Origin of the sequence: Kribbella qitaiheensis (assembly GCF_042657745.1) — a bacterium.
In the GTDB taxonomy this organism is placed as follows: Bacteria; Actinomycetota; Actinomycetes; order Propionibacteriales; family Kribbellaceae; genus Kribbella; species Kribbella qitaiheensis.
In genome coordinates this window covers 378201-401718 of sequence record NZ_JBHSKE010000048.1, presented here as the reverse complement: position 1 = coordinate 401718, position 23518 = coordinate 378201, and the positions used below count along the sequence as shown (strand labels likewise).

Below are 23518 nucleotides of genomic sequence, written 5' to 3'. Positions count from 1 at the left end.
ACGAGTGCGCAACGGCTCGGTCATGGTGGGCCGGGAACCGCGTAGATTGTGTGCGCGTCACGGACTGTGTGACTGGGGACGTGGGCCGCGGGCTCGCGGCAGGCCACCGGAGGGGAACGACGATGACCGAAGCTGACAACACGCAAGGCGCAGCGGCAGCACCGGCGGCGGCAGCCGCGCAGTCGCCACTGCAGCCGCCGACGGCGACCGCACCCGGCCTGATACTGACCGCGCCCGCGCCGACACAGCCCGTCGCCGCAACGGCCGCCCCGAGCCTGGCGCCCGCCGTGGACCCCGCCGCGCTGCCCGGGCTGGACGCGAAGGTCGACACCTTCCTCACCTCGCTGATGACGGTCGAGCCGCGCTCGCCGGAGTTCGCCGCCAAGGCCACTGACGTCCGGAGCATGGGTGACGTCGACATCCGGCACGCCGCGGAGAGCTCGAACCGGCTCCTCCAGCAGCCGGTGAGGGCGCTGCAGAGCGGTGGGCTCTCCGAGGGCTCGACGGTCGGCAAGACCCTGCTCGAGCTGCGACGCACGGTCGAGAGCCTGGACCCGAAGGAAGCCACCGGGGCCAAGAAGCTGTTCGGGATGATCCCGTTCGGGGACAAGATCGAGGACTACTTCCGCAAGTACCAGAGCGCCCAGACGCACCTCGAGGGCATCCTGCACGCGCTCCGCGACGGCCAGGACCAGCTCGGCAAGGACAACGCCTCGCTGAACTTGGAGAAGCAGCAGCTCTGGGACGCGATGGCCCGGCTGAACCAGTACGTGTACGTCGCCGAGCGGCTGGACGCCCGGCTGGCCGCGACCATCGCGGACCTGGAGGTGACCGATCCCGAGAAGGCCCGGGCGCTGCGCGACGACGTCTTGTTCTACGTCCGGCAGAAGCACCAGGACCTGCTCACCCAGCTCGCCGTGTCGATCCAGAACTACCTGGCCATCGACATCGTGATCAAGAACAACATCGAGCTGATCAAGGGCGTCGACCGCGCCTCCACAACGACCGTCTCCGCCCTCCGTACGGCGGTCATCGTGGCGCAGGCGCTCGGCAACCAGAAGCTGGTGCTCGACCAGATCACCGCGCTCAACACCACCACCAGCGGCATGATCGAGCGCACCTCGCAGATGCTGCGGGACAACTCGGTGGCGATCCAGCAGCAGGCGGCGTCGGCCTCGATCGGGCTGCCCCAACTGCAGGCGGCGTTCGCGAACATCTACGCCACCATGGACGCGATCGACACCTTCAAGGTGGAGGCGCTGGACAGCATGGCCGCCACCATCGGCACGCTCGAGTCCGAGGTGACCAAGTCGCGCAGCTACCTCGACCGGGTCTCCCAGCAGGACCAGCGGGTGGTCCAGGGCACCCTGGACCTCGGCTGAGCGCAGACCACGGGACGGAACCGGCAGACGAGCGGGGGGACGGGAAACTGGATGGCGTTGGGTGATTTCTTCGCGCGGCTGACCGGCCGCAAGGCGGAGCCCGAGCCTGCCCCGATCCCCCGCGCGCCGACCAACGAGGACCTGCTGCAGGCGCTGGTCCGGGTCGAGCAACTGGTCGCGGACGGAGCGGTGCCGGCCGTGGTCGCCTCACGCGTCGGCCGGGTGGTCCGGACTGTCCGGGACACCATTCCGCGACTCGGGAACCTCGGCGGCAGCGCCCAGGCGTACTCGGTGATGGCGACGGCGACGGACTATCTGCCGGAGGCGATCGGCGGCTACCTGCGACTGCCGCGGCAGTGGGCGGACAGCCGGCCGGTGGACCGCGGCAAGACCTCGCTGATGATCCTGATCGACCAGTTGGACCTGCTGGGATCGACGATGGACAAGGTGTTCGACGCGGTCAACCGGGCGGACGCGGCGGCCCTGATCGCGCACGGCCGCTTCCTGCAGGAGAAGTTCGGCACCGGCTCGACCGGCGGCGGCCTCGCCCTCGGCCCGACCCCGTCGACACCAGCACCTTCGGTACCGCCTTCGACACCACCGGACAGCGGGGCGGGGCCACTGCAACCACCACCGGGACGAGGAGGAGCATGAGCGGCGCGGGGGGTACTTCGCTGCAGGGCGCATTGTCGGCTCTGCTGGTTGTCGCCGCGCGTGCGGACGTTCCGGAGGAGGTTGCCCGGGCGGAAGCACTCTCACTCGCGGCAGCCCTGGCCGAGTCAGCTCCCGGCGCACCAGCCGACTGGGCCTCGGTGACACCCGGCGCAGGCACACAAGACTTCTTCAACGCCGCAGTGCGCGGCCGCAGGTGGAGGGGCGCGCCGACCGCAGTACTGACTGATCTGGTCGCGCAGGGATCGCCGGAGAAGATCCCGTACGCCGAGGCGCTGGCTGAGGTGGCATCGGCGGCCTGCAGCCTGGGTGAACCCACCATGCGCGTCATCGGCAACGCCTCTGTCGCAGCAGCGGCCCAGCTCCAAGCAGCAGGCGCTCGGCCAGTCCAGGCGACACCTACCCCAGCTACACCGGCGCCTGCCACACAGGCCAAGTCGACAGAGGCCAAGACAGTAGAAGAGAAGCCTGCGGAGCCCGAGCGGACCGTAGAGGAACTCCTGGCCGAGCTGGACGACCTCACCGGCCTGGAGAAGGTCAAGCGCGAGGTGCACCGACAGGTCGCAGTACTGCGGGTCGAGAAGCTCCGGACCGAGGCAGGACTCAAGAGCCCGACCATCACCCGCCACCTGGTGTTCGTGGGCAACCCCGGCACCGGCAAGACCACAGTGGCCCGGCTGGTCAGTGGCATCTACAAGGCGCTCGGCCTGCTCTCCAAGGGCCAGCTGATCGAGGTGGACCGCTCAGAACTGGTCGCCGGGTACTTGGGGCAGACCGCCACCAAGACAGCCGAGGTAGTCGCCTCCGCGGCCGGCGGCGTGCTCTTCATCGACGAGGCCTACAGCCTGACCGCCGGTGACACCGGCGCCGACCAGTACGGGCGGGAGGCTGTCGACACGCTGGTCAAGGAGATGGAGGACCGGCGTGACGACCTGGTCGTGATCGTCGCCGGGTATCCGGAGCCGATGGAGACCTTCATCGCCGCGAACCCCGGGCTGGCCAGCAGGTTCCGGACCACTATCGGGTTCGAGGACTACACCGACGACGAGCTGACCGACATCCTGACCGGGCTGGCCGAGGGCGCCGACTACGAGCTGACCGAGAAGGCGCTGGACCAGTTCAAGGTGATCCTGGCCTCGACGCCGCGGGACCGCTCGTTCGGCAACGGCCGGTTCGCCCGGAACATGCTCGAGGCCGCGATCGGCCGGCACGCCTGGCGACTTCGCGACGTGACGGCACCCACCACCGAGCAACTGCGTCAGATCGTCCCTGAGGACCTGACCGACGAAGACCTGCACCCGGAGAAACCGTCCGGCACACCTGACAGCGAGGCCGCACCGCGCGAAGGCGAGCCCGAGCAAGGAGAAACGGCGTGACCCAGACAACCAGTGCGCCCCCGGCGACCTTGTCGCCGCCGGCTCCACAGGCCGCACCCACCGGCCCACAGTCCTCGCCAGCCCTCACCAACTCCCGGCAGGGCGCGGTCCGCGCCTGGTTCGCCGGTACGCCGGGCCGGATGCGGGCCATCCTCATCCTGACCGCGGTGGTCGCCGTGCTCTTCGGCGCAGCGGCTGCGCAGGGCTTCCGCCAGTCCGAGGGTGCACTGCAGCGGGCCGAGGAGAACACCGCGCAACTGGTCCGGATCCAGGCGATCCACACCAACCTGGTCAGCGCCAACGCCAACGCCACCAACGCCTTCCTGGTCGGTGGCCTCGAGCCGCCCGCGCAGCGGCAGCAATTCGTCGACTCGATGTCGACAGCCGCCAAGCTGATCTCCGAAGCGGCCACCGCGCAGCCCGCGGACCAGGAGGCCCTCGGCGCCCTCAACGCCACCTTGCTCACCTACCGGGGGCTGATCGAGCAGGCCCGGGCCAACAACCGACAGGGCCTGCCCATCGGTTCGCAGTACCTGAAGGATGCGAGCGCGAGCCTGCAGACCGACTCGCTGCCGCTGCTGAACGCACTGGTCGAGGCGAACGAGGAGCGCGTCGCCACCGAGTTCAACAACGTCGGCAAGGGCAGCGTGTGGCTGTACCTGGCCGGGCTGGCCACCCTGATCGTCCTGGGGCTGACGCTGTACTGGCTGGCCCGCAAGACCCACCGCTACCTGAACGTGCCGATCGCCGCAGCCGCTGTGCTGGTGCTGCTGACCATGCTGGTCGGCGGTACGTCGCTGGCGAGCGCCTCGGGGGCCGCCGAGGACACCCGGGGTGATGCGTACGCCGACACGCTGGCGCTGTCCCGCGCCCGCATCGCGGCGTTCGACGCGAAGTCGAACGAGAGCCTGACCCTGATCGCCCGCGGCTCCGGCGCCGCCTTCGAGGAAGCCTGGAAAAAGTCCTCGGGCACAGTCGACGACCAGATCGCCGCCTCGGACACCAACGGTCCGGGACTGACCAGCCTCTGGAGCGCCTACAAGAGCGTGCACGTCGCCATCCGGAGGGACGACGACGGCGGCAACTGGGACCAGGCGGTCGACAAGGCGATCGGCAGCGGCGGCCAGACGTCGAACGCCGCTTTCGCCACCTTCGACAAGCAATCCGGCGACAGCCTGAGCGCGGTCAGCGATCTGACCCAGGCCAACCTGGCCGATGCCCGCAACGGCCTCCCGCCGATCGCCTGGCTCGGCCTGCCGATCGGCATCGCCGCAGCCCTGCTCATCGTCTGGGGCATGTCGCAGCGACTGGAGGAGTACCGATGATGCGCTCCAAACTGACCGCGGCGCTGCTCGCGGTGCTCTTCCTCACCTCCGCCTGCGGCACCGACGCGTACGACGCAACGCCGCTGCCGGCAAAAACGATCCCAACTCCGACACCAGCCGCCTCGGCCGCGCCTCCCGCAGCGAGCCAAGCCTGCGGCAACCCGCTCGCGTCGTACGCAGCGATCAGTCCGCTGCCGGGCCCGGACGCACTACCGGCCGGCTCGACTATGGCCAAGATCAAGACACGGGGACGGTTGATCGCCGGCGTGTCCGCGGACACTTTGCTGCTCGGCTCGCGGAACCCGATCACCGGGGCGATCGAGGGCTTCGACATCGACATGCTGAAGGCGGTCTCGACCGCGATCTTCGGCACCCCTGACAAGATCGAGCTGCGGGTAATCTCCAGCGCCCAGCGGATCCCGGTACTGCAGAACAAGAGCGTCGACATCGTCGCGCGGAACATGACGATCAACTGCGACCGCTGGAACGACATCGCCTTCTCCACGGAGTACTACCGGGCCGGCCAGAAGGTGATGGTTCCGTTGAACTCGAAGGCAAAGGGACTCGCGGACCTTTCCGGCAAGAGGGTCTGCGCCCCGGCCGCGTCCACCAGTCTCGACGCGCTGCGCGAGTTCCCGAAGGTTGTCGCGGTGCCGGCCGACACGCACACCGGCTGCCTGGCGATGTTCCAGGAGGGCAAGGTCGACGCGATCACCGGTGACGACACCGTGCTCGCCGGCCTGGCCGCACAGGACCCGTACGCGAAGGTGACCGACGCGGCGGCCTTCACCAAGGAGCCGTACGGCCTGGGCATGAACAAGGACACCAAAGACCTGGTGCAATTCGTCAACGCGGTACTGGAGAAGATGCGGACCGACGGTCAGTGGACGATTTCCTACAATCACTGGCTCAAGCCCGCCCTCGGCCAGGCTCCGGCGCCGCCGACGGCCGTCTACGGCAGGCCCCAATGACGGTAGGTACGCCGACGGCCACGGCGCCGTCGCCTCCGGGGAGGATCGGCAGCAGCATTCCGGCGAAGGAGCTGCTGTCCTTCCTCGATGCGCTCGGCACCTGGCGGGACCGGCGCAGCGCCGAGCTGGACGAGCTCGACCAGGCTGCGCTGAACTCCCCTGACGCCGACGCATTGAGCGCTGACATCGTGCTGTCGATGGCAGTGTGGAAGGCCGTTTCCGATCGCTATGAACTAATCCTGGTCACCTGGGATTCCGGCCGGGTTGGACCGACCGAGACCGAGCGGATCTCCACCTTGATCTGGGGCGGTCTGGACACCGGCGGCGCCGGCGGTTCACTCGCGGTTTCGTTGCCTGAGGCATGCACCTTGTCAGACGCGCTGGCCTCCACCCTGCGGGCCAAGCTCGCTCTGGAGCCCGGCGACGCCGATCTGGCCGCCCGCCTTCGCCAGCTGCGCGCCCAGGTGGAGCGGATCAACGACCTGGTCGCCCGCGAGCCGGCCGTGACCCGCAACGAGGCGATCGCGGCGCACCACGACCTGGACCGCCGGGTCGCCGACCTGACGGAGCGGGCCAAGCGCGGTGCCGACGTGGGCGGCCTGATCGGTCCCCTGGAGATCGATGCCGCCCGCAACGAACGGGACCTGATCGTCGGCGGCGCCACCCGGCGGGAGCGGGCTGCCGATGTCGCCCGGGCCCGCGCGGTCCGGACGGAACTCGAGGCGCAGGGCCAGGCGGTTCGCGCCCTGGCCGACCGGTGCGTCGCCGGAGTCACCCCCGCCCCACGGCTCGGCGTACCGGATGTCACCGCGCTCGGGCCGGTGCCGAACACGCCTGCCGAGCTGGAGAAGTACCTGACCCGCCTGGACGCCGTACGGCGGGCGCTGGGGCAGGCGCAGTCGGCGTACCGGGCGGCGCTGGAGCGGCGGGACGAACTGGCCGGGCGGCTGGACGCGTATCAGGTGAAGGCCAGCAGCGTCGCCCGGACCAATGGAACCACCGAAGACCTGGCAGAGCTCTACCGGCGCGGCCGCGAGGTGCTCGACTCCGAACCAGTGAACCTGGTCCGGCTCGGCGCACTCGTGGCGGCGTACCAGACCTATCTGGACACCAGTCTGGCCACCGGCCCGAAGCCCCACCAGGGGCACGAGTCCGGTCGCGCCACAGGAGGGACGACATGACGACCATTGCCTGCACCCAGCCGGGCTGCTCCGGCACGATCATGGACGGCTATTGCGACGTCTGCGGCTCCCCCGCGCCCGCTGGTGCGGTCAGCCCGTCCGCTGTCGCCGGTGCGCCCGAGGTGGCGACGCCGGACGCCCCGGACCCGATCAGCACGGCATCGACGGTCTCCCGCGCCTCCAACCGGCTGGCCTCGACACCGCTCGGCTCCGCCCGCGCCCAGGCCGCCGGTTCGAAACTGACCCGCCGCCTCGGTACTTCGTCCACCCGGCTGCGCGGGGCCCGGCTCGGCGCCGGTCTGACCCACGTGCCGCCGATCCCCGCGATCGACGCGAGCAAGGCGATCCTGGCGAACCCGATGGTCCCCGAGGACCGCCGGAACTGCCCGAACTGCGGCAACCCGGTCGGCCGGTCTCGCGGCGACCAGCCGGGCCGGACCGACGGGTTCTGCCCGAAGTGCCGCAGCCCGTTCTCGTTCTCGCCGAAGCTGAAGGATGGCGACCTGGTCGGCGGGCAATACCAGGTCAGAGGATGCCTGGCACACGGTGGTTTCGGCTGGATCTACCTGGCCCAGGACAAGAACGTGTCCAACCGCTGGGTGGTACTGAAGGGTCTGCTGAACTCCGAGGACCCGGACGCCGTCGCGGCCGCGATCGCCGAGCAGCAGTTCCTGGCCCGGGTCGAGCACCCGCTGATCGTCGAGATCTACAACTTCGTCACCCACGACGGCGCCGGCTACATCGTGATGGAGTACGTCGGCGGCACCTCGCTGAAGACCCTGCTCAAGCAGCGGATGGCGGCCAACCACAACCAGTACGACGCGCTGCCGATCGACCAGGCGATCGCCTACCTGCTCGAGATCATGCCCGCCTTCTCCTACCTGCACGACCTCGGCCTGGTCTACTGCGACTTCAAGCCGGACAACATCATCCAGGTCGGCGACGCGGTGAAGCTGATCGACTTGGGCGGCGTCCGCCGGATCGACGACATGGACTCCGCGATCTACGGCACGGTCGGGTTCCAGGCTCCCGAGGTAGCCGAGGTCGGCCCGTCGGTTGCCTCCGACATCTACACGCTCGGCCGCACCCTGTGCGTGCTGGCGTTCGAGTTCCGCGGCTACCAGTCGCGGTACGTCGGGTCGCTGCCGCCGATCTCGGAGGTCCCGCTCTTCCAGCAGTACGACTCGGTCTACCGGCTGCTGCTGAAGGCCTGCGCGGCCGACCCGGCCGACCGCTTCGTCTCCGCGGACGAGCTCCGCGTCCAGCTCCTCGGAGTACTGCGTGAGGTGGTCGCGGAGAAGCAGGGCGTCAAGGCGGCCCAGCACTCCGCGTCCTCCCTGCTGTTCGGCAGCCCGGGTGACCTGGCCGCCGGGCTCGGTGACGCCGCCGCTCCCTGGCAGCGGTTGCCTTCACTGGCGACGGACGGCAGCGACAAGATGGCCGGCTGGCTGAAGACCGTGAGCGTGCCGGACCCGGCCCAGCGGCTCGAACTGCTGGTCAACGCGCCGGAGTCGTCGGCCCAGGTGCTGCTGGAGATCGCACTGGCCGCGTTGGAGTCCGGGCAGTACGACATGGTCGACACGGCCGTCGCCGACCTGCTCGCCGAGGACCCCTGGGAGTGGCGGGCGGTCTGGATGTCCGGGCTGGTCGCGCTGGCCCGCGACGACGCGTCCACGGCGCAGTCCGCGTTCAACGCCGTCTACGGCCAGGTGCCGGGCGAACTCGCTCCCAAGCTCGCCCTCGCGGTCTCCTGCGAGATCAGCGGCGAGTACGACGTTGCCGAGGGCCTGTACCTCACCTGTGCCCGTACTGACGCCAACTACATCGCGCCGTCCGCCTTCGGGTTGGCAGCGATCCGTTCGAACCGCGGCGACCTCGACGGCGCCGTGGCAGCCCTCGACCTGGTACCGCGAACCAGCGGCGCGTACGTGCGGGCTCGCCGCCAAAGAGCCGGACTGCTGGCAGGATCGGGGCGTGGGCTGGCCGCGCTGGCCGAGGCGATGAGCAACATCGAGGACCTGACCATCGACCCGGTCGACCGCGCCAACCTGTCGGCGAGCGTGTTCCAGAACGCCCTCGACGAGGTGCGGAAGAGCGGACCGGAGCCCGCCCTGCGGATCGCCGGTCGGGAGGCGACCGAGCCGGACCTGCGGAACGGGCTGGAAGAGGCCTACCGTGAGCTGGCCGGGCAGGCCCACAGCCGGCAGGAACGGATCGCCCTGGTCGACCTGGCCAACGATGTTCGAGGATGGACGCTGCGATGACGAGTACGACCCAGACGGTCTGCCCCAGCTGTGGCGGGCCGATCTCCGACGCCGATCGCTTCTGCGAGGCGTGCGGGGCCGAGCTCACCCCGACCAGCCCCACTACCCCGGCGATCGACACCGACACCGAACCGACGATCGAGCTGAACACCGGGGCCGCGGCCGTACCGGGTCCTTGCCGCTCCTGCGGTGGGACGATCAGCGCGGACGGGTACTGCGAGACCTGTGGCACCAAGGCGACCAAGCCCCGGGACCACTTCAGCGAGCAGCCCGCTCCCTGGGTGGCCGGAGTTTGCGATCGCGGGATCCGGCACAGCCGCAACGAGGACGCCATGGCCATCGCGGCCGATCCCGAGCCCGGCAGCAGGGCCTTGCTGGTGGTCTGTGACGGGGTCAGCTCGTCACTCGACTCCGACGTGGCGAGCCTGGCCGCCGCGCGAGCCGCCCGCGACGTACTGGTCGCTGGTCACGCGAAGGGCCTCGGTACCGAGTCGTCGCGGAACAGTGCGGTGGTGGCGCGCATGAAGGCTGCCGCCGATGCCGCGAGCGACGCAGTACTGGAGAACACGAGTCCGGACAGCCCGAACCCGGCGTCGTGCACGTTCGTGGCGACTGTGCTCGAGGACGGTCTGCTGGTGGCCGGGGTCGTCGGGGACAGCCGTGCGTACTGGTTCCCGGACGGGGCCGAGGCCGTCGCCCTGACAGTGGACGACTCGTGGGCGGCCGAGCTGATCGCGACCGGCGTACCGCGGCACGAGGCCGAGACCGGTCCGCAGGCCCACGCGATCACCCGGTGGCTGGGCAAGGACGCCCCGGACCACACTCCCCGCACCACCTCGCTCAACGTCACCGGACCCGGGTGGCTGCTGGTCTGCTCGGACGGCCTGTGGAACTACTGCTCCGAAGCGGCACCACTGGCCGACCTGGTACGTCAGACCGCGGCGGCCAACGGTGGCGAGCCGCTGGCCACCTCGTCCGCGCTCGTCGACTGGGCGAACGCCCAGGGCGGCCAGGACAACATCACCGTCGCCCTCGCCCGTATCTAGTTCTCATCGTTGCCCAGCCTGACGCACGACCGAAAGGACGCCTGAGATGGCCGAGTTCTCCGCCTCCGTGTACCAGAACGAGTTCCTGCCCGACGGCGGCACCGACGTCCACGCGATCGTCACGGTGTCCTGCAGCGGAGCGGGCGTGGCCGGCCAGACCGGCAGCGGCGACGCGGGCGAGATCATCATCGTCGACACCTCCGGCTCGATGGGCGCCGACGGCGTCCGGGCCGCCGGCCAGGCCGCCCAGACCGCGCTCGACCAGATCCTCGACGGCGTCTGGTTCGCGGTCATCTCCGGCAACGACCGGGCCCAGCTCGCCTTTCCACCGTCACCCGAGCCGGTGATGGTGCGGATGGACAAGTTCACCCGGCAGGCCGCCAAGGACGCGGTCGCCCGCTTCTTCGCCGACGGCGGTACCGCGATGGGCACCTGGCTGCGGCTCGCCTCGCGGGTCTTCGCGACGGTGCCGTCGCTGACCCAGAAGCACGCGATCCTGCTCACCGACGGCGAGAACCAGCACGAGTCGCCTGAGGTGCTAACCGCCACGATCGAGGCGGTCACCGGTCAGTTCCAGTGCGACTGCCGCGGCGTCGGCGTCGCCTGGCAGGTCGACGAGGTACGCCGGATCGCGACCGCGCTGCTCGGCACGGTCGACATCATCCCGGCGCCGGACCAGCTCGCCGCCGAGTTCTCCAGCCTGATCCAGAAGGCGATGAGCAAGGGCGTCGCCGCCGCCGACATGCGGGTGTGGGCTCCGCAGGGCGCCCAGGTGCTGTTCGTCCGCCAGGTCGCCCCGACCGTGGACGACCTGACCTCGCGCCGTACCGAGGTGAACGCCCTGACCGGCGCCTACCCGACCGGCTCCTGGGGTGACGAGTCCCGCGACTACCACGTCGCGATCCGCCTTGCTGCCAAGGGCATCGGGCAGGAGCAGCTCGCGGCCCGGGTCCAGCTCGCGGTCGGCGACCAGGTTGTCGCTCAGGGCCTGGTGAAGGCGCTGTGGTCCGCGGACGAAGCGCTCACCACCCGGATCAGCCCGGAGGTCGCGCACTACACCGGCCAGACCGAGCTCGCCGATGCGATCCAGGAAGGCCTGGCCGCGAAGGCCGCGGGCGACACCGCCACCGCGACCACCAAACTCGGCCGCGCCGTCCAGCTCGCCGCCCAGACCGGCAACGAGGAGGCCACCACGCGGCTGCGCAAGGTGGTCGACATCGACGACCAGGACACCGGCACCGTGCGGCTCAAGCGCAGCGTCGAGAAGGCCGACGAGATGGCGCTGGATACCGCGTCCACCAAGACCACCCGGGTGAAGAAATGAGCTCAGTGACGTGCCCTAGCGGGCACCCGTCCGTCTCCACCGACTACTGCGATGTCTGCGGCCTGCCGATCGCAACGGCCGCGACCCCCGCGGCGGCGTCGGTGCCGGCCCCGGCGACGGCCGCTCCGGCGCCCGCGCCGGTGACCCAGGACTGCCCGAACTGCTCGGAGCCCGCCGCACCGGACGCCTTGTTCTGCGAGAACTGCGGCTACGACTTCACCACCGGCACGATGCCGCGCCCGGCCTCACCCCTCGACCTCGGTACTCCGCCCCCAGTGCCGCCGGCGCCCCAGCAGGTCGCGGACTGGGTGGTGGAGCGCTGGGTCGACCCCGACTGGTACGAGGTCCAGCAGAGCGACGACCCGTGCCCGTCCGCGGGCCTCCCGGTGGTCATCCCGGTGACCGCGAAGAGCGTGCTGATCGGGCGTCCCTCCAAGAGCCGCGGCATCACCCCGGAGATCGACTGCGGTGAGGACACGGGCGTGAGCCGCCGTCAGGCCCAGCTGACCACCGACGGCCAGCGCTGGTGGGTGGAAGACCTCCAGTCCTCCAACGGCACCTTCGTCGGCCCCTCCTCAGGCCCTCTCCCCGAAGACCCCATCCCCCCGGGCCAACGCCACGAACTGGACAGCGACGACCGCGTCTACGTAGGCGCCTGGACCCGCCTCGTAGTACGCAAAGCCACCCCCGAAGAACAAGCCGGCCAAGCCTGATTTTCTATTGCGGAAGGAAGTTCGCCGCTATTGGTTCTAGCTTGGAAGCATGACGAACAGCAGCGAGGTTGAGGCCTTCCGGATCGAGATTCCTCAGGGTGAGGTGGACGATCTTCGGGCGCGGTTGCGGAACACGAGGTGGCCGGTGACGCCGCGGGTGGACGACTGGAGTCGTGGCGTCCCGGTGAGCTACCTCAAGGAACTGGCGGAGTACTGGGCGGACGGGTTCGACTGGCGCGCCCAGGAGGCGGCGCTGAACGAGATCCCGCAGTTCATCACCGAGATCAACGGCCAGCGGATCCACTTCTTCCACCAGCGTTCGCCCGAGCCGGATGCGAAGGCGCTGATCCTGACGCACGGGTGGCCCGGTTCGCCGATCGAGTTCCAGCGGCTGATCGGCCCGCTGAGCGATCCCCGCGCGCACGGCGGCGACCCGGCCGACGCGTTCCACGTCGTCGTACCGTCGCTGCCTGGGTACGGGTTCTCCACGCCGATGGGCGAAGGAGGGTTCAACCTGTTCGGTGTCGCGATGGCCTGGGCCGAGTTGATGAAGCGCCTCGGCTACGACCGGTACGCCGCGCACGGGACCGACGCCGGCTCGGGTGTCGTGGGGATGCTGCCGATGATCGACCCGGAGCACGTGACGGGTGTACACCTGGCCGGGCTGGTCGGCGGTACACCGTTCGGGGGCCCGATCCCACTGGACGGCCTCTCCGACAGCGACCGGGCGCGCGGCGAGACGTTCAACCGGATGCTCGACGAGGGCTTCGGCTACCTCATCCTGCAGTCGACCCGCCCGCAGACGCTGGCCTATGCCCTCAACGACTCGCCCGTCGGGCAGCTCGCCTGGATCGTGGAGAAGTTCGCCGAATGGACCGACCCGCTGGCCAAGCTCCCCGAGGAAGCGGTCGACCGCGACCAACTGCTCACCAACATCAGCCTGTACTGGTTCACCGGCTCGGGTGCATCGACCGCGCATGCCGTGTACGACGGAATGCAGGCGTGGAAGGCCTTCGTCGCCCAGCAGGAGTCGGCCGGTTCTGAAGGCTGGGGATCCGACGAGGGTGACGGCGGGTCCGGGGACTGGGGTGCGGTCGCCGGGCCGCCGACCGGGGTGGCGGTGTTCGGCGCGGAGACCGCGATCAAGAGCATCATCGATCCCGAAGGCAAGATCGAGCACTGGAACGAGTACGAGCGCGGCGGGCACTTCGCCGCGATGGAGGTCCCCGAGTTGCTGACCGACGACCTCCGGACCTTCTTCCGTCCCTTGCGCTGACTACCTGTCGGCCTCGGTCCAAGCCGGAGCCGGCCGGAAGCAGAGCACTTCGATCAGGGCGGTCCCGGCGACGATCGGGATCGCCCAGGTCCATGGATGATCCGGCGCGCTGACCACCAGAATCGCTGTCCACAAAGCGATCCAGCTACCGCCGTAGCCGCGAAGCACCCCGCGATACCAGAGACCACCGGGTGCTTCCGCGGCTCGCTGGCCGAGGTAGACGAACAGGTACGCCGCGATCGAGATCGGCCAGAACATCCACAGCCGGGCCCAGTCGTAGGGCACCATCACCAGCGCGGAGACACAGAGCAGGGCGATCGCCCAGTGGTAGCTCTCACCGACCCAGTTGAGGCGGCGCGCCTTCAGCGTGTAGACGATCGCGAACGGCCCGAGTACTACGGCGACGGCTCCTGCGGAGACATGCAGGATCAGCGCGATGTCACGCATCGCTGGTTCCCCCTCGGCTCCGGCCGAGGCGACCGGAGGTGACTGATATGTCACGGAATCATAGGGGTCACCGCTGCCGCCGTCTGCCCCTGGAAGCCTGCTATTTCCAGCAGCTTTCCCGGCGTCGGGAACAGCACCTTTCCCGGCCTCGGGGGCAGACGGCGGCGAGGATCAGCCGACCGGGTAGCTGAGCACCAGCCGGACCTCGTGGTTGCGGTAGCCGAGCCGCTCGAAGCACGCCGCCATCGGCTTGTTCGTCAGGTCGGTGTCAGCCCTGATCCGCTCGGCCCCGGTCTCCACCAGGAGGTGCGTGATCTCCGCGAGCAGGTCGTCGCTGTACCCGTTGCCGCGGTGCTCGGCCAGGACGCCGAGGTACCCGACGACCGGACCGCCGTTGTTCGCCGAAGGCAGGGCGAACCCCACCAGTTCGCCGGCCGCGTCGTACGCGAGTCTCCACCAGGAACGGTCGCCCGGCATGGACTGGTAGATCTCCAGGTCCTGCCGGGCCGCGCCCTCGGCTCCGAGCCGGGCGACATCCCGCGCGGTCGCGGCGTCGAGGCTGCCCTCGATCACCCGGGTGAACACGTCGACGAACGCCTCATCGTCGGCCGGCTCGAACCGCAGCCGGCTCGAACCGGCCGGCAGCCCGTACTCCGGGAGCCACTCGTAGCGCAGGCGTTCCGTGCGTTCGGACAACCCGGCAGCGGCAGCAGCCGTGAGCCGCGGCTCGAGCTCCGCGACGACGTCCGGCCGATCACGCCAGCCGTTGGGCAGGAAGATGTGGTACTCCGGCGGCTCCGCGTCGGCCGGGAACGCGGTCAGGGTGTGCCGGATCAGCTCGGTCCAGACCGCGACTCGGTCGGCACCGGGAACGCAGTACAGGCCGTCGATGCTGAAGGGGCGGTCGGACTGCTCCATGCCCCACCAGATGGACAGGCCGACGATCCGGCCGTCCTCCTCGGCGACCCAGGACCAGTCGTAGCGGTACGCGCCCGACGCGAGGTACTCGTCGAAGCGTTTCCTGGTGACGGTGTTGAGCGACTGCTCGGCGATCAGGGTGTGGATGGTGTCGAGATCGGTCTCGACGGTGGTACGGATCTTCACGAATCCTCCAGAAGGAGGCGCCGGGCTCCGCTCAGTGCGAGCTGGACGAACGGAACCGGTGCGCCGGACTACACGATGTGCTCTTCATCGGTCGCTCCTTCCACTCGGGCTCGTTCTCGCTGCCCAGGAGATTAGGTCCGCAGGGGGTCATAGTCCACCGATTTTCACAGCTGGGATGTGCCGCCGCCGCACCGACGACCACTACGCCTCCTTCTGCGAGGTGGACGAGCAGTCCTGAGATGATTCCCCGGTGACGGTACCGGTCAGAGGTGAAGGCCTGTCAGGCATCAGGGAGCTCGTGCTCGGTCAGTTCGAGGTGAGCTGGGCGCTGTTCGAGTACCACCTGCAACGGCTGACCCCTGACGATCTGCTCTGGGAGCCCGCGGCGCTGTGCTGGACGGTCCGGCCCGACGTCGCGGGCACCTGGCAGGCCGACTGGTCGGACGACGCGCTCGACCCGATCCCGGTACCGACCATCGGCTGGCTCAGCTGGCACGTCGGCTGGTGGTGGACCACCGCGATCGCCCATGCCCGGGGCGTCGTACCGCCCGAGCGGACCGCGGTGCGCTGGCCCGGCGACCTGGCCGGAACCCTGCATTGGATGCGCGTACTGCGTGACGAGTGGACCCACGTCCTGGAGGATGCGGACGACAGCTGGCTGGCGAAGCCGATCGCGTTCCCCTGGCCACCCGAGTCCGGCCGCTCGGTCGCCGACCTGTTCGCCTGGGTGAACGTCGAGCTCACGAAGAACGCCGCCGAGATAGGCCAGCTTCGCCTGATCCGAGCCGCTGATCCTGAGGCACTAGCCGGCTAGGTGCTCGCTCAGACAGGGACTGCGATGGTCGCCAGCGCATCCGCAAGCCGCTGGAGGTGAGGCGGCGGCGACTCGACCAGCGGAAGGCGCACCGTTGCGTGCGGGATGATCCCGAGCTCCGCCAGCGCGGCCTTCGCCATGACGGCCCCTTGGGAGGTGCGCATGATGGCGTCCACCAAGGGAATCAGCGAACCTTGGATCGCCCTCGCCGAGTGGAGGTCGCCGCTGCGAACCGCTCGGATGAGGCCGGCGTTGCGGTCGGCAACGACATTGCCCACGACGCTGACCACACCGCTGGCGCCGCATGCGAGGTAGGGCAGGTTGAGTTCATCGATGCCGCAGTAGTAGGCAAGCGACGTACGAGCCATCACGGACATCGCTTCGAACAGGTCGCCCTTGGCGTCCTTGACCGCTCGGATCCGGGGGTGGCCGGCGAGTTCGATCAGCGTGGGCGCCTCCATCGCGATGCCTGCGCGGGCGGGGACGTCGTACAGCATCACGGGCAGCTCGGTGGCGTCGGCCACCGCCACGCAATGGGCCACCACCCCAGCCTGAGTGGGCCTGGAGTAGTAGGGGCAGACGAGCAGCAGCGCATCCGCCCCGGCAGCCTCGGCTTCGCGGGCCCGCTGAATACTGACGGCCGTGTCGTAGGTGCCGATACCGGCGACCACCCGGGCTCGGTTGTTGGACTGGGCCGCCACGGCACGAACGAGCCGGGCTGCCTCGGCTTCGGTCAGAGTGGGCGACTCGCCGGTGGTCCCGCCGACGACGATTCCGTCGCACCCTGTCGTCAGCAGGTGGTCAACGAGGTTGGCGACCCCAGGTTCGCTGATCGTGCCGTCGGGGTGCATCGGGGTCACCATGGCGACGAGGTTGGAGCCGAAGGGTTGGTCAGCAGGGTTCTGCAGATCGGTCATGGCTGGGATCCTGCCTCGGCCCGATAGCTGTGGTCCAGCGATGCTTTCTTGCCGGTATTGCGTAGCCTGCCTTCATGATTGAGGTCGGAGCTTTGCGCGCGTTGCGGTCGGTGGCTGCTCTCGGGACGCTGGCACGGGCCGCCGATGAGCTCGGGTTCACGGCCTCGGCGGTGTCGCAGCAGATCAAGAGGCTGGAACGCCAGGTCGGTGTGCCGGTGCTTGCGCCGGCGGGCCGCGGGGTCGTGCTCACTCCGGCCGGGCAGGCCATCGTCGACTCAGCGCCCGAGGTGTTCCAGGCGCTCGAGCGCTGCGCCGAGGCCGCTCAGTCAGTCTCGGAGGGCGCGCCGCGTGGCATCCTTCGGGTGGTTGCCTTCTCGACCGCCATCCGCGGGCTTCTCGCGCCTACCCTTCCGCGCTTGTCGACGCGCTGCCCGGACCTCCGCGTGCACATCACCGAGCAGGACCCCGATCAAGCCCTCCACAGCGTCGATGCCGGTACCGCCGACCTTGCCCTCGTCCACGACGCCGACGGACTACCGGCTCCGCTGCCACCGTCCCTGACCCAGCGCCACCTGCACACCGACGTCGGCGACGTCGTCATGAGCCGAACGCATCCGCTCGCCCGGCTCGACGGGCCACTCGCCGGCGCCGACCTGGCCGGCCACGCGTGGGTGACGAGCCCGCCCGGCTCGGTGTGCCACCAGTGGTTCCGCCGCCTGTTCGCAGACGTGGCCGAAGACCCCGACGTACGCCATCTGATCGACGACTTCGCCACCCAGTTGTCGCTGGTCGCCTCAGGCAACGTCATCGCTCTGATCCCCCGCCTCGCCCGCCCACCTTTGGGAGAAGGCCTCGTCGCCCGGCCCCTGCGGCGACAACCAAAGCGCGAGGTCCACGCGGCCTGGCGCCGCAGCGCCAACGCCAGCCCAGCCATCCAAGCGGTCCTCGCAGAGTGCCGAGACCCGCACTAGCCGCACGCCGCCACGCCTGACCGCGTACTACCCGATTGCCGCGTCGAGCCTCGCGACCGCCTTGCCCGCCGTCCGAGCAAAGTCGGCGTCTCCGAACCCCTTACCACCTGTCGCATCGAGGTGGAGCACGGTGCCACCTCTCACGGCATACATGACGTACCTCCAGAGACCGGCGAGTTCACCAGTGCCGTCGAGCCGCACCGCAACAGCGTCAGCCAGGCCAGGAAGGGGCAGGCGCCTCGTAGTGAAGCTCGACTCATCGAGTACCAGCGCGGCGGTCACCTTGAAGCTCGTGCAGCCAGTCAACGCATCGGTCACCTTCTGCGTGAGCGACGGCTGCTGCTCGGGCCAGGACCCAATGTTTTGAAGTATCGACTGGCTCTCCGCCCTCAAGAAGTAGGAACCCCGGACAGCTGTCAGGGGCTTGCCCAGCTCGTCGTGCGCATGGAGGATCACCGAACACTTCGCCGGCTCGAACTCGCCTGGCCGCCCGTTGACCTCTGTCCCCAGGTACGGATCCGCGGCCGCACCCCCATCCCAGCCTTTCGGCAGATCCCGCAGCGTAAGAGCTGCCGCCAATGATCGTGCCGCGGACAGCGGTACGGCGGGTGTCACCGCAGCCTGCGACGCCGACGGGCTCGCGGGACCTGGCTGTTCGTCGCCGATATCGGCCTGGGAGCCGCAGCCGGCGACGGCCAGCACGAGCGCAACGATCAGGGCCAGCGGACGCATGCGATCTCCTTGACGACTACCACGACGAAGTACAGCGCACGTCACATCGGTCCACCTGCCTCGAGTGTTACCGCGGTCCGCACTCGCCGCAGATCTGAAACCTGGTGCCGGGGTGCCGGGCCGCCTGCTTGATGTCGCTGATGATCGCGGCGGGGGCGGCGATCAGTACCGAGTCGAGCTCCAGGCCCTTGCCACTCGGTAGCCTTCGTTCATGAGGGCAGCGGTTCACACCAGGTACGGCCCACCCGATGTCGTTCGGATCGAGGAGGTGAAAGAGCCGGTCCCTCGGGGGAACGAGGTGCTTGTGAGGATCCACGCGACGACGGTGAACCGAACCGACTGCGGCTTTCGGGCGGCCAGGCCTTTCATCACGAGGTTCTTCACCGGACTGAGAAAGCCACGAGTGACGATCATGGGAACCGAGTTCGCCGGGGTGGTCGAGGCTGTCGGAGCCGGTGTCACCGCATTCAAGATCGGTGAGCGCGTCTTCGGCTACAGCGAGGGACGATTCGGCTGCCATGCCGAGCTCCTTAGCGTTCCCGTGAACGGTTCGATCGCCAGCATTCCGGCGAACCTGACCTTCGTCGAGGTTGCCCCGAGCACCGAAGGTGCGCACTATGCCCTCGCGTTCATCAGGAAGGCCAAGATCCAGCATGGCCAGGCCGTCCTGGTCAACGGCGCAACCGGAGCGATCGGCTCAGCGGCGGTTCAGATCATCAAGGGGCTTGGAGCCCAGGTGACCGCCGTCTGCGACACCGCCCACCTCGAACTGGTCAGGGGCCTGGGAGCCGACCGGGTCATCGACTACACGATGGAGGACTTCACCAAGGACAACCAGCAGTACGACGTGGTGCTCGACGCGGTCGGCAAGAGCACCTTCGGCCGCTGTCGGCGACTGTTGAAACGAGGCGGGTCGTATCTGTCCTCCGACCTCGGTCCGCTATGCCAGAACCCGGTCCTCGCACTCGTCACCCCGCTGCTTCCTGGCAAGACAGTCAGGTTCCCGACTCCGAGGGACAGCCAAGCGATCGTGAGGCACCTGAAGGAACTGATCGAGTCGGGAATCTTCAGGCCGGTCATCGACAGGCGCTACCAATTTGACCAGATCGTCGAGGCCTACCGGTACGTCGAGACGGGGCAAAAGATCGGCAACGTCGTGATCGAGGTCGAGCCGCCGCGATAACACCCACAGCGCGCAGTTCGCCCGGACAGACTCCTCGGTCGCTGTACGTTCGGTCAGAAACGGGTGACCTTTATGACGCCCCAGCGATGTCCACAGTGTCTCAGATTGGCCGTCGTCAATCGAACGCTGATCGCACGGCCAACCTCTGCCCGGCTTGCAGGTCGTGCTGCTGGTTTGATCAGGTCGAGTTCTGGTGATCGGCGACCACCTGGTCAATGGCGTGCTGACCGGCAGCCGCAAGGACAGGGTTGGTCTTGCGATAGACACGCACCGCCCCCAACCCGGCACTGAGCGCCCAGCCACGGCCTCGGACCCAGGTCGCATCGTCAACTTCCACAGCGGCACGGAACAACTCACGGCTCCGAGCAGTCAACAAGGTCCAGGCCGGAAGCATGTCGGTCGCTGGATCACCAAGTCCTAGTAGGCCGAAGTCGATAACTGCTGCCAATCGACCGAGCACGGCGAGCAGGTTGGAGGGAAACAGATCGCCGTGGATCCACACCAACGGACGGTTCCAGACGGGAGCAGCCAGGGCCGACTCCCAGACCGCGACCGCCGCATCTCCATCGAGATCGCCTTCCTCGCTCAACCGACGGATGGTCACGCGAACGACTTCGTTGTCACGGACGTCGATCGGAGTTGCCCGCGGTGATACTGGCGCGGCAGCGGTGTCGATGCGCCGGAGTGCGGCGATGAACTCGCCAAGCCGGCTGGCCACGTCGCAGAGGTCCACATCCGCCTGGGCTGCCAGATCTTCGCCGGCCAACCACCGATACACCGACCAGGGATAGGGGAACTCCCCTTCAGGGACGCCGGCGGCGAGCGGCACTGGTATGGACAACGGCAACTGTGAAGCCAGTCGCGGTAGCCACCGTTGCTCTTTGGCCACCATGGCGGCGGCTCTACCTAGGCGCGGCAGGCGTACAGCCATCGCATCGCCCAGCCGGTAGATCGCGTTGTCGGTACCAGCCGAGCTGACCTTCGCAAGAGGCAGGTGCGCCCAATCCGGAAACTGGCTGGTGATCAGCCCGCTTACCAGGGTCTGGCTGATATCGATCTCGTCGGGATTCATCTTGGGCGCCACGACATGAGCACCTTTCGTTCGACTAGCGGGCTCGGTTCAAGGGGACGCTACTCAACCCAGGTCAGCACGGATCGCGGCTATGAGGGTGCGTCCGGCAACGTGGTCCTGCCACCATGCTGACCTGAACGCGCGCGAGAAGTTCCTCTGCATCGGTGTCGAAATGCACGTGCCACGTTCGACGTAGAGGTGACCATCAACCACTCACGACATCCTCCGAAGGAGCCCCACCATGTCGTTCCAGGCCCAACCCGACACCGTCGAGAAGACCGGCCAGGCCCCGCGCAAGGTAGTCGCCGGTTACTTCCTGTCTCTCGATGGAGTGGCTGAGGCTCCCGACCGGTTCATCACCGCTTGGGACGACGAAACGGATGCCAGCGGCGCCAAACTCATCGAAACCCAGGACGCGGTCATTCTCGGCCGCCGCAGCTACGACGAATGGGCTGCGTTCTGGCCAGGCAGCGAGATCCAGCCTTTCGCCTCCTTCATCAACGCCGTTCCCAAGTACGTCGCAACGTCGACGCCGCTCGAACGCGAGTGGACCAACTCGCGCGTGATCGACGGCGGGCTGGTCGATTTCGTGCGGCACCTGAAGGGTCAGCAGGGCGGCGATATCGGCGTCCACGCCAGCATCTCGGTCACCCAGACGCTGCTTGCTGCTGACCTCGTCGACGAGCTCAGGCTCGTTATCGCGCCGACGATCGTCGGGAGCGGACAACGACTGTTCGACGGGTTGCCGCCCACACGGCTCGAGACGATCCGCAGCACTGCCTCACCTAGTGGCCACCTCCTCGTCGACTACCGTGTGGTTCGCTAGACGCCCTTCGAGCACAGAGGTACCTACTAGATGCAAGGTGCGATCTGGGCCATCGTCTACGACATAAAGCACCGTCGGGCGCCGCTGACGGACAACAACCCTCGAGCGGTCGCCAAGAAGGTGAGGATCGAGGGTGAGGGCAAGTCGTCCGAGTGGGGAGCAGGAGGACTCTGACCGGCGACCATCTGGTCGGCCGAAGTCTCGCACGACGGGCGACCGCCCGGTTGCGTAGTGCATGCGCACGCTCGACGCGCTCATCGTCGTTCCACGACGAGGTCGAGCGTTGGCGGTCGCGGAGACTCGAGCCGATGATCCAGGGATTATGCGAGCCATGGCAACACGCCACTCGACAACTTCAGGCTCGGCTAGTCGGGCTTCCGACCTCATCTAGCCCTCTGCCATCGCCCCTTTGACACCATTTCGCGTCACGACTCGCGTCACGCGACGGCTGGCCGTCTCGGCCGCACGGCAGAGCGTTCTTGGACCCGAACGGTATCGGACATTGTGAACGCCGAGTCGGATTCGGATCGGGCAGGCGGAGCCAGACAACCTGCGGCCGAGCCGATAACAGTTCTGATGTCAACTGGTCGCACTGCCACGCTGCGCGCCGCGGGCGCCTTGGTACAGACGTGCGATCCACGTCGCGGCCTGCTGGGACCTGCATCTTCGCTAGGTTTGTCCGACTTGCCGATTCTCGTACCCCAGAATCGGCGAGGCGACTCCCTCTTGCCTCGAAGGGATCGACCACCCGAATGGCCGAGAGGGCTGAATGTTATGCGGGCAATACTCCTGAGCGGCGCGCTGGCGACGGTCTGCTCGCTGCTGGGGACCCGGATCGCTATCGGATGGTTCGCCCGTCGCGGCTTCGGCCAGCCGATCAGGCACGACGGACCGACGACACATCATGTCAAGCGGGGTACGCCGACCATGGGCGGTCTCGTGATCCTGCTGAGTGCCACCGCGGCATATTTGACGGCAACGATCTTGACCGGCGGGCGGCCGAGTGCCAGCGCTTGGCTCCTGATGTTGCTGTTCTTCGGCTGCGGGGTAGTGGGGTTCCTCGACGACTTCATCAAGGTCTATACCCAGAACAACCAGGGTCTGAGTAGTCGGGCCAAGATGGCGGGTCAGACGCTGGTCGCGCTCGTCTTCGGGGTCCTGTCCACGCAATTCTTCGCCGACGAGCGCGGTGTCAGGCCGGCGTCGCAGTACATCTCGACCACTCATGACTGGGGGATCAAGCTGCCCCTGATCGTGGTCCTGCTATTGATCTGGTTCCTCGTCACCGCGACCTCCAACGGCGCCAATCTCACTGATGGTGCCGACGGGCTGCTCGCCGGCGCCTCGGCGTTGATCTTCGGCGCGTACACCATCGTGAATATCTGGCAGAACAACCAGCTGTGCGACTCCTCGCGGCCCACTGTGGTGGAGTCACAGTGCTACCAGGTGCGCGACCCTCTCGACCTCGCGGTCTTCGCGGCCGCCATCGCTGCAGCTTGTATCGGCTTCCTTTGGTGGAACGCCAAGCCCGCACGGATCATCATGGGCGATGTCGGCTCCCTCGCCATCGGTGGCGCCTTGGCCGGTCTGGCAATCATGTCTCGAACCGAGCTCCTGATGGCCGTCGTCGCCGGACTGTTCGTGCTCGAGACCATGTCCGTGCTGCTGCAAATGATCTGCTTCAAGCTGACCAAGCGACTCACGGGCACGGGGCGTCGCATTTTCCGAATCGCTCCCGTTCACCATCACTTCGAACACCTGGGATGGGACGAGGTCACCGTAGTGATCCGCTTCTGGATCGTCGCCGGGATCTTCGTCGCGACCGGGCTCGGGATCTTTTATGCCTCTTGGCTGGCCTGAGCCCAAGAGCAACTGAGCTCGGTCTCAAACAGCCTCGAGGACGAAGAAGAGGAAGCACATGA

General features: G+C 68.2%; 23 protein-coding genes. 17 read left to right on the top strand and 6 right to left on the bottom strand.

Going from position 1 to position 23518, the window contains the following annotated elements:
- The first annotated feature begins 122 nt into the window (after positions 1-122).
- The 11 genes from ACFPJ1_RS30860 to ACFPJ1_RS30810 are packed head-to-tail and all read left to right on the top strand — an operon-like array spanning position 123 to position 13530.
- The gene (locus tag ACFPJ1_RS30860) at positions 123-1382 is read left to right on the top strand and encodes a toxic anion resistance protein (protein WP_380109243.1); all 1260 of its coding nucleotides are present in this window, start codon (positions 123-125) and stop codon (positions 1380-1382) included.
- A 51-nt stretch (positions 1383-1433) separates the two neighbouring features.
- Entirely contained in the window at positions 1434-2036 is a 603-nt protein-coding gene (locus ACFPJ1_RS30855) for a hypothetical protein (RefSeq protein ID WP_380109241.1), read from the top strand.
- Positions 2033-3430 (top strand): AAA family ATPase, encoded by a 1398-nt coding sequence (locus ACFPJ1_RS30850; protein WP_380109240.1) that lies wholly within the window; start codon positions 2033-2035, stop codon positions 3428-3430. The genes ACFPJ1_RS30855 and ACFPJ1_RS30850 overlap by 4 nt, the downstream gene beginning before the upstream one ends.
- Positions 3427-4755: a hypothetical protein gene (locus ACFPJ1_RS30845; RefSeq protein WP_380109238.1), complete on the top strand. Its 1329-nt coding sequence runs from the start codon at positions 3427-3429 to the stop codon at positions 4753-4755. The genes ACFPJ1_RS30850 and ACFPJ1_RS30845 overlap by 4 nt, the downstream gene beginning before the upstream one ends.
- On the top strand, positions 4752-5726 hold the full coding sequence (locus ACFPJ1_RS30840) for a glutamate ABC transporter substrate-binding protein (protein ID WP_380109237.1): 975 nt from the start codon (positions 4752-4754) through the stop codon (positions 5724-5726). The genes ACFPJ1_RS30845 and ACFPJ1_RS30840 overlap by 4 nt, the downstream gene beginning before the upstream one ends.
- Positions 5723-6907, top strand: coding sequence for a hypothetical protein (locus ACFPJ1_RS30835; protein WP_380109235.1), 1185 nt, complete (start codon positions 5723-5725; stop codon positions 6905-6907). Before ACFPJ1_RS30840 ends, ACFPJ1_RS30835 begins: the two co-directional genes overlap by 4 nt.
- The gene (locus ACFPJ1_RS30830; RefSeq protein ID WP_380109233.1) at positions 6904-9171 is read left to right on the top strand and encodes a serine/threonine-protein kinase; all 2268 of its coding nucleotides are present in this window, start codon (positions 6904-6906) and stop codon (positions 9169-9171) included. Before ACFPJ1_RS30835 ends, ACFPJ1_RS30830 begins: the two co-directional genes overlap by 4 nt.
- Positions 9168-10217, top strand: coding sequence for a protein phosphatase 2C domain-containing protein (locus ACFPJ1_RS30825; protein ID WP_380109231.1), 1050 nt, complete (start codon positions 9168-9170; stop codon positions 10215-10217). The genes ACFPJ1_RS30830 and ACFPJ1_RS30825 overlap by 4 nt, the downstream gene beginning before the upstream one ends.
- 46 nt (positions 10218-10263) lie before the next feature.
- Positions 10264-11541, top strand: a complete 1278-nt coding sequence (locus tag ACFPJ1_RS30820) for a vWA domain-containing protein (RefSeq protein WP_380109229.1) — start codon at positions 10264-10266, stop codon at positions 11539-11541.
- Positions 11538-12254, top strand: a complete 717-nt coding sequence (locus ACFPJ1_RS30815) for an FHA domain-containing protein (protein WP_380109226.1) — start codon at positions 11538-11540, stop codon at positions 12252-12254. Before ACFPJ1_RS30820 ends, ACFPJ1_RS30815 begins: the two co-directional genes overlap by 4 nt.
- Positions 12255-12303: 49 nt before the next feature.
- Positions 12304-13530, top strand: coding sequence for an epoxide hydrolase family protein (locus ACFPJ1_RS30810; protein ID WP_380109224.1), 1227 nt, complete (start codon positions 12304-12306; stop codon positions 13528-13530).
- Here the strand turns inward: ACFPJ1_RS30810 and ACFPJ1_RS30805 are convergent, their stop codons facing one another.
- Positions 13531-13977 carry a hypothetical protein gene (locus ACFPJ1_RS30805; RefSeq protein ID WP_380109223.1) on the bottom strand — a complete coding sequence of 149 codons (447 nt, stop codon included), beginning with the start codon at positions 13975-13977 and terminating at the stop codon, positions 13531-13533.
- A 171-nt stretch (positions 13978-14148) separates the two neighbouring features.
- On the bottom strand, positions 14149-15081 hold the full coding sequence (locus tag ACFPJ1_RS30800; RefSeq protein WP_380109222.1) for a GNAT family N-acetyltransferase: 933 nt from the start codon (positions 15079-15081) through the stop codon (positions 14149-14151).
- Positions 15082-15331: 250 nt separating this feature from the next.
- Between ACFPJ1_RS30800 and ACFPJ1_RS30795 the strand changes: the two genes are divergently transcribed.
- Positions 15332-15895 carry a DinB family protein gene (locus tag ACFPJ1_RS30795; RefSeq protein WP_380109220.1) on the top strand — a complete coding sequence of 188 codons (564 nt, stop codon included), beginning with the start codon at positions 15332-15334 and terminating at the stop codon, positions 15893-15895.
- A gap of 8 nt (positions 15896-15903) precedes the next feature.
- Here the strand turns inward: ACFPJ1_RS30795 and dapA are convergent, their stop codons facing one another.
- Positions 15904-16812 (bottom strand): 4-hydroxy-tetrahydrodipicolinate synthase, encoded by a 909-nt coding sequence (gene dapA / locus ACFPJ1_RS30790; protein WP_380109218.1) that lies wholly within the window; start codon positions 16810-16812, stop codon positions 15904-15906.
- Positions 16813-16886: 74 nt separating this feature from the next.
- Here dapA and ACFPJ1_RS30785 point away from each other — a divergent pair, with 74 nt between their 5' ends.
- Positions 16887-17783 carry a LysR family transcriptional regulator gene (locus ACFPJ1_RS30785; protein ID WP_380109217.1) on the top strand — a complete coding sequence of 299 codons (897 nt, stop codon included), beginning with the start codon at positions 16887-16889 and terminating at the stop codon, positions 17781-17783.
- Positions 17784-17810: 27 nt separating this feature from the next.
- On the opposite strand, the gene ACFPJ1_RS30780 is transcribed toward ACFPJ1_RS30785, so the two are convergent.
- Both ACFPJ1_RS30780 and ACFPJ1_RS30775 read right to left on the bottom strand, forming a co-directional pair.
- Complete coding sequence (locus ACFPJ1_RS30780; RefSeq protein WP_380109215.1) at positions 17811-18515, bottom strand: hypothetical protein; 705 nt, start codon at positions 18513-18515, stop codon at positions 17811-17813.
- Positions 18516-18582: 67 nt separating this feature from the next.
- Entirely contained in the window at positions 18583-18831 is a 249-nt protein-coding gene (locus ACFPJ1_RS30775) for a hypothetical protein (RefSeq protein ID WP_380109384.1), read from the bottom strand.
- On the opposite strand from ACFPJ1_RS30775, the gene ACFPJ1_RS30770 reads away from it, so the two are divergent.
- A complete protein-coding gene (locus ACFPJ1_RS30770) occupies positions 18727-19698 on the top strand; it encodes an NAD(P)-dependent alcohol dehydrogenase (RefSeq protein WP_380109214.1) in 972 nt (323 codons plus the stop codon). The genes ACFPJ1_RS30775 and ACFPJ1_RS30770 overlap by 105 nt on opposite strands.
- 178 nt (positions 19699-19876) lie before the next feature.
- Here the strand turns inward: ACFPJ1_RS30770 and ACFPJ1_RS30765 are convergent, their stop codons facing one another.
- Positions 19877-20782, bottom strand: coding sequence for an aminoglycoside phosphotransferase family protein (locus ACFPJ1_RS30765; RefSeq protein ID WP_380109213.1), 906 nt, complete (start codon positions 20780-20782; stop codon positions 19877-19879).
- Positions 20783-21011: 229 nt separating this feature from the next.
- Between ACFPJ1_RS30765 and ACFPJ1_RS30760 the strand changes: the two genes are divergently transcribed.
- From ACFPJ1_RS30760 to mraY, 3 genes are all read left to right on the top strand, one after another.
- Positions 21012-21596, top strand: coding sequence for a dihydrofolate reductase family protein (locus ACFPJ1_RS30760; protein WP_380109212.1), 585 nt, complete (start codon positions 21012-21014; stop codon positions 21594-21596).
- Positions 21597-21626: 30 nt separating this feature from the next.
- Entirely contained in the window at positions 21627-21770 is a 144-nt protein-coding gene (locus tag ACFPJ1_RS30755; RefSeq protein WP_380109210.1) for a hypothetical protein, read from the top strand.
- 600 nt (positions 21771-22370) lie between these two features.
- Positions 22371-23456 carry a phospho-N-acetylmuramoyl-pentapeptide-transferase gene (gene mraY, locus ACFPJ1_RS30750; protein ID WP_380109383.1) on the top strand — a complete coding sequence of 362 codons (1086 nt, stop codon included), beginning with the start codon at positions 22371-22373 and terminating at the stop codon, positions 23454-23456.
- Positions 23457-23518: the final 62 nt, after the last annotated feature.

Bases quoted from the DNA above. Each gene is read 5' to 3' on its own strand.
- ACFPJ1_RS30840 (WP_380109237.1), top strand. From the start codon at position 4,752: ATGATGCGCTCCAAACTGACCGCGGCGCTGCTCGCGGTGCTCTTCCTC.
- ACFPJ1_RS30835 (WP_380109235.1), top strand. From the start codon at position 5,723: ATGACGGTAGGTACGCCGACGGCCACGGCGCCGTCGCCTCCGGGGAGG.
- ACFPJ1_RS30770 (WP_380109214.1), top strand. From the start codon at position 18,727: ATGAGGGCAGCGGTTCACACCAGGTACGGCCCACCCGATGTCGTTCGG.
- ACFPJ1_RS30830 (WP_380109233.1), top strand. From the start codon at position 6,904: ATGACGACCATTGCCTGCACCCAGCCGGGCTGCTCCGGCACGATCATG.
- ACFPJ1_RS30825 (WP_380109231.1), top strand. From the start codon at position 9,168: ATGACGAGTACGACCCAGACGGTCTGCCCCAGCTGTGGCGGGCCGATC.
- ACFPJ1_RS30785 (WP_380109217.1), top strand. From the start codon at position 16,887: ATGATTGAGGTCGGAGCTTTGCGCGCGTTGCGGTCGGTGGCTGCTCTC.
- dapA (WP_380109218.1), bottom strand. From the start codon at position 16,812: ATGACCGATCTGCAGAACCCTGCTGACCAACCCTTCGGCTCCAACCTC.
- ACFPJ1_RS30760 (WP_380109212.1), top strand. From the start codon at position 21,012: ATGTCGTTCCAGGCCCAACCCGACACCGTCGAGAAGACCGGCCAGGCC.
- ACFPJ1_RS30810 (WP_380109224.1), top strand. From the start codon at position 12,304: ATGACGAACAGCAGCGAGGTTGAGGCCTTCCGGATCGAGATTCCTCAG.
- ACFPJ1_RS30850 (WP_380109240.1), top strand. From the start codon at position 2,033: ATGAGCGGCGCGGGGGGTACTTCGCTGCAGGGCGCATTGTCGGCTCTG.
- ACFPJ1_RS30855 (WP_380109241.1), top strand. From the start codon at position 1,434: ATGGCGTTGGGTGATTTCTTCGCGCGGCTGACCGGCCGCAAGGCGGAG.
- ACFPJ1_RS30815 (WP_380109226.1), top strand. From the start codon at position 11,538: ATGAGCTCAGTGACGTGCCCTAGCGGGCACCCGTCCGTCTCCACCGAC.
- ACFPJ1_RS30820 (WP_380109229.1), top strand. From the start codon at position 10,264: ATGGCCGAGTTCTCCGCCTCCGTGTACCAGAACGAGTTCCTGCCCGAC.
- ACFPJ1_RS30780 (WP_380109215.1), bottom strand. From the start codon at position 18,515: ATGCGTCCGCTGGCCCTGATCGTTGCGCTCGTGCTGGCCGTCGCCGGC.
- mraY (WP_380109383.1), top strand. From the start codon at position 22,371: ATGCGGGCAATACTCCTGAGCGGCGCGCTGGCGACGGTCTGCTCGCTG.
- ACFPJ1_RS30755 (WP_380109210.1), top strand. From the start codon at position 21,627: ATGCAAGGTGCGATCTGGGCCATCGTCTACGACATAAAGCACCGTCGG.
- ACFPJ1_RS30805 (WP_380109223.1), bottom strand. From the start codon at position 13,977: ATGCGTGACATCGCGCTGATCCTGCATGTCTCCGCAGGAGCCGTCGCC.
- ACFPJ1_RS30860 (WP_380109243.1), top strand. From the start codon at position 123: ATGACCGAAGCTGACAACACGCAAGGCGCAGCGGCAGCACCGGCGGCG.